Source organism: Corallococcus sp. AB030, from assembly GCF_003668965.1.
GTDB lineage: Bacteria > Myxococcota > Myxococcia > Myxococcales > Myxococcaceae > Corallococcus > Corallococcus exiguus.
On sequence record NZ_RAWQ01000381.1, the window covers coordinates 1 to 3,961 of the forward strand.

Consider the following 3,961-nt stretch of genomic DNA (forward strand, 5'->3'; position numbering starts at 1 on the left):
TATTACCAAGCCATTCCCATGATGAAGGAGGAGCGATTGCGGCCTCTCGTCGAGCGCTTCGCCGAACTCCTCCACCAGCACCCTGTCTTCAAAGAAGCGCTCGGTTTCATATGAGGGGATGGCTCAGAGCCCGGGCCGGAAGCTCTTCCTGGCGAAGGGCAAGCGCAATGCCGCGGAAAAGGATCGCTCGTGGGAAGAATCCGACCCCATCGGACTTGGCACATGGATCGAGAACCGCTTCCCGGTGGCTGAAGAGGAGCAGCAGTTCTTGAGAGTGGTCCGCGCACTCAAGCGGTGGAAGACGGAGAAGTTCAAGAAAGACGGGAACAATGCTCCTTCGGGTATCGGCCTCACGGTCGCTGCGGGCATGTGGTTCTCGCCCCTCCTCACTCGCGACGAGTTCTCCAAGAAGACCACCTTCGATGACCTCGGAGCCATGCGGTCCTTCGTCGCGCTGCTGATCAATAAATTCCACACTGTTGGCTCAAATGAGGATGGTGCTGCGCTCTACCGGCTTTCGGTCAATATCCCGGTTGCCCCTGGGAAAGACATCTTCACGCGCATGACCGATGGCCAGATGACGACCTTCCGAGAACGCCTGATCCAACTGAGGGACCGGCTCGACGAGGTCGCGAAGGAAGCGGATCCCGTCGACGCTTGTAAGCTCATGCGAAAGGAGTTCGGTGAGGAGTTCCCTGTGCCTGACAAGGATGAGACCGGACAGCCCCGAGGCCGCGCTATTTCCACTGGAGGAACTTCGGCTTGAGCCAGATGATGCGCTCTTCCGACGCCCCACCGATTCAGGATTCCATGAGTCTCCTCAAGTGCGTTGCCAGCACCGCGCTGCTTGAGGGGACTCGGGTCCTGCCGCCCACGCAGGCATTGACGTGGAGAAAGGCGCGAGACGTGGAGAGCGCAGTGATCGGGTGCATGACCATTGAGGGGCATGCGATCGAACTGCGTGTGGGGCTGCCGCGATCGTTTCCGCTATGTCTGCCAGAGATCGCGATCGAGAGCGTTCATCCTCCAGTCGAACTCCCACATGTCTCCGACGATGGAAAGCTTTGCTATGAATCGGAGGCCAGCATCCTGCTCGACCGCCGTGACTCCTGGCACATCATCAAAGAGTCCCTGGAACGAGTCAGGAAGCTACTCAGTTCACTCCTCGCTGGCAGGGACGCAGGGATGCTTGCCGAGGAGTTCGCGCAAGAAGCCGTCGCCTACTGGCATCATCTGGCGGTCAGTCACATCAACTGTGTCGTCGACGCGGGTGAACATCCACATGAAACCACTGCGCTCTTCTACAAGGGCGCACTGGCCGCCGTTGCTGACAGTCCTTCGGTCTTTGAACAGTCGCTGGCACGGAGAAGCATTGACCATGTGACCCATCGCAATGCCATCTATGTTCCCGTCGATCCTGCCGCTGCCAATCCAGCATTCCACCCGAGGGAGTTGGCGACCTTCGAAGGGCTCCGGAAGTACGTGGGCATGCTGCCCGAGCAGGATCGTCGCACTCTGGCAAAACTGTTGGAACGACTCGATAAGAGCGAAGAGTTCGTGGTGCTAGGGGTGCGCCGAACACAGGGCGAACGCGCCCTCCTGGGTGTCAATATCGAAGCAATTCAGGGAGGCCACCCACTCAGGGATGAACGAGCTCGTGGGCGGGTTCGCCCAGTCGAGCTCCTGCGACGAGACCGCGCTTTTCTCGCACCCAGGGGAGGAGCCAGTACGACGCTCCACGAACGACGTGTCCTTATCGCAGGATGTGGTGCCGTGGGTGGATACCTGGCCTTGCTCCTCGCGCGAGCGGGCGTTGGCCATATATCGCTGGTCGATCCGGACCGGTTCGGCATGGAGAACGCATATCGGCACGTGTGCGGGATGGCCAGGGATCGCGAGCCAAAGGTGGAAGGATTGAAGCAGGAACTTGAGCGCCTTATCCCCTATGTGAAGGTGTCTTCCTATCAGACGCGAATCGAGAAGTTCCTTGTAGAGAAGCCTGATGTGATGCGTGACCAGGATCTCATCATTTCAGCATTGGGCGAGCCCACAATCGAACTGCACCTGAATGAATGGCTCTGGTCATCCGCCACACATCCTCCCGCGGTCTTCACGTGGTTAGAGCCTCTAGGACTTGGAGGGCACGCCCTCGTGACCCACGTCCACCGAGAGGGTGCCCACGCTCGAGGCTGTCTCGAGTGTCTCTACCACCGCCCTCATCTCGACGATCCCCTGGAGAATCGAGCTGGCTTCGCGACCCCGGGAGAAATCTACACGAAGGACATGCTCGGATGCGGTAGCGCGCATCTTCCCTTCGCGGATCTCGATGCCCAACGCACGGCCGAAGCAGCTGGACGCCTCGCGTTGCGCGTACTGCGGGGTGAGATTGAGACTGCTTCGCTCATCTCATGGAAGGGAGATCCTAGGGCATTCGTGCAAGCAGGCTTCGATGTTACTCCACGCTTCAATGCCCTTGAGGACGGGAGCAGCGAGGATTTGGGCACTTATTTCAGGCACAACTGCGCGGCATGCGCCAAATGACGCGCAGTGTGGGACTTGTGTTCTGCCGCATGGACGGAACTTGCGTGAAGCTCAGTCCGGTGGCGCTGTCGCAGATGAATTCATTCCGGCAGACTCGCCTCTGGCACCGCGAAGCGGGCGGAGTACTGCTGGGCCGCTACATCATGGGATGTCGAGACGTAGTCGTCGATGAGGTGACAATTCCCATGACAGGAGACTGGCGCTTGCCCTTCTCCTTCCGTCGGAGCCGCTCGCGCCATCAGCAGGTGATCAACGCACGATGGGCCGTCTCACGGGGTACCTGTCAGTACCTGGGCGAATGGCACACCCACCCAGAGCCCATCCCGAACCCTTCTTCTATAGATATCGCTGATTGGCGGCGTCGCCTACGCATGGATCGTTTTGATGGAAACTCGCTGCTTTTCATTGTCGTCGGGATCCGCGAGGTGCGAGTCTGGGAAGGAACTCGGCAAGGACAGGTCCTTTCCATGCTTCAACAGGACACGGGCTAGGGTTGACAAGAAAGAGGGGCAGGGGCGTCAGAGGGGTTGCTTACTGCAACAGGATACATCTCGTGCTGGTGTTTTGAGGCGCCACACGCAGTGATGGCGCTTGCCGGCGTGGGGATCTAGCCGCTCGAGCAACGCGTACTACAGGAGCGGGGCCGCGTGCCCACGATGGTGTTCTCGGATGTCGTCCTCTGCTCGGAGACTGTCCTGGAGAACCTCTGTATTGGGCGCCCTGAGGCTTCACGCGAGGAGGTCGCATGACTTCGTCGCGGCATTGCCGAACGGCTACGACACTGTGCTTGGCGAAGGAGGCGGATCGCTCTCGGGCGGAGAGCGCCAGCGTCTTTCCATCGCACGCGCCATCCTCAAGGACGCGACCATCGTGCTCCTCGACGAGGCGACGGCTTCCGTCGACGCGTCCGCCGAAGCGGAGCTTCAGCGCGCGATCGACGCGCTGGTCAAGACGAAGACCGTCGTGGTGATCGCGCACCGACTGCGGACCGTGCGACGCGCGCACCGGATTGTCGTGCTCGACAAGGGGCGCGTCGCGGAGTCAGGCACGCAAGACGAGTTGCTCGCCCGGGATGGCGTCTACGCCGCGCTCTGGCGAGAACAGGAGCGGGCGAAGGGCTGGCGCCTGGGAGGAAATACGCGGGTTGTTTGCCCGTGACCTGCTCCTCCTCGACGGAGTCGACGCTGTCGTGATGCTCGACGCGCATGGGGGCGCGTCTCAGCGGCGAGCCGGGCCCCGGACTGGTGCCTTGGTGTGATGGCGCGCGCTCCCACCGTGCCTATCTCTGGCGGGAGCATTCGAAGGGGAATCCGCCATGGACGTCATCGACCTCATCGACCGGACCCGCGACAGCATCTCCGCGCGCAGCGTCTTCGGCCAACCCATCCAGCAGGGGGAGGTCACCGTGATTCCCGTCGCG

At 61.0% G+C, this 3,961-nt stretch carries 4 protein-coding genes; all 4 read left to right on the forward strand.

Annotated elements, in window-relative coordinates:
* Positions 1 to 118 precede the first annotated feature (118 nt).
* The 4 genes from D7Y15_RS42600 (at position 119) to D7Y15_RS42615 (ending at position 3,699) form a co-directional block, all read left to right on the forward strand.
* Entirely contained in the window at positions 119 to 766 is a 648-nt protein-coding gene (locus tag D7Y15_RS42600) for a hypothetical protein (RefSeq protein WP_121756122.1), read from the forward strand.
* Between the two features lie 44 nt (positions 767 to 810).
* Positions 811 to 2,541, forward strand: a complete 1,731-nt coding sequence (locus D7Y15_RS42605) for a ThiF family adenylyltransferase (protein ID WP_158629216.1) — start codon at positions 811 to 813, stop codon at positions 2,539 to 2,541.
* A 44-nt stretch (positions 2,542 to 2,585) separates the two neighbouring features.
* On the forward strand, positions 2,586 to 3,032 hold the full coding sequence (locus D7Y15_RS42610; protein WP_158629217.1) for a Mov34/MPN/PAD-1 family protein: 447 nt from the start codon (positions 2,586 to 2,588) through the stop codon (positions 3,030 to 3,032).
* A 220-nt stretch (positions 3,033 to 3,252) separates the two neighbouring features.
* Entirely contained in the window at positions 3,253 to 3,699 is a 447-nt protein-coding gene (locus D7Y15_RS42615) for an ATP-binding cassette domain-containing protein (protein ID WP_233605309.1), read from the forward strand.
* The last annotated feature ends 262 nt before the right edge of the window (positions 3,700 to 3,961 follow it).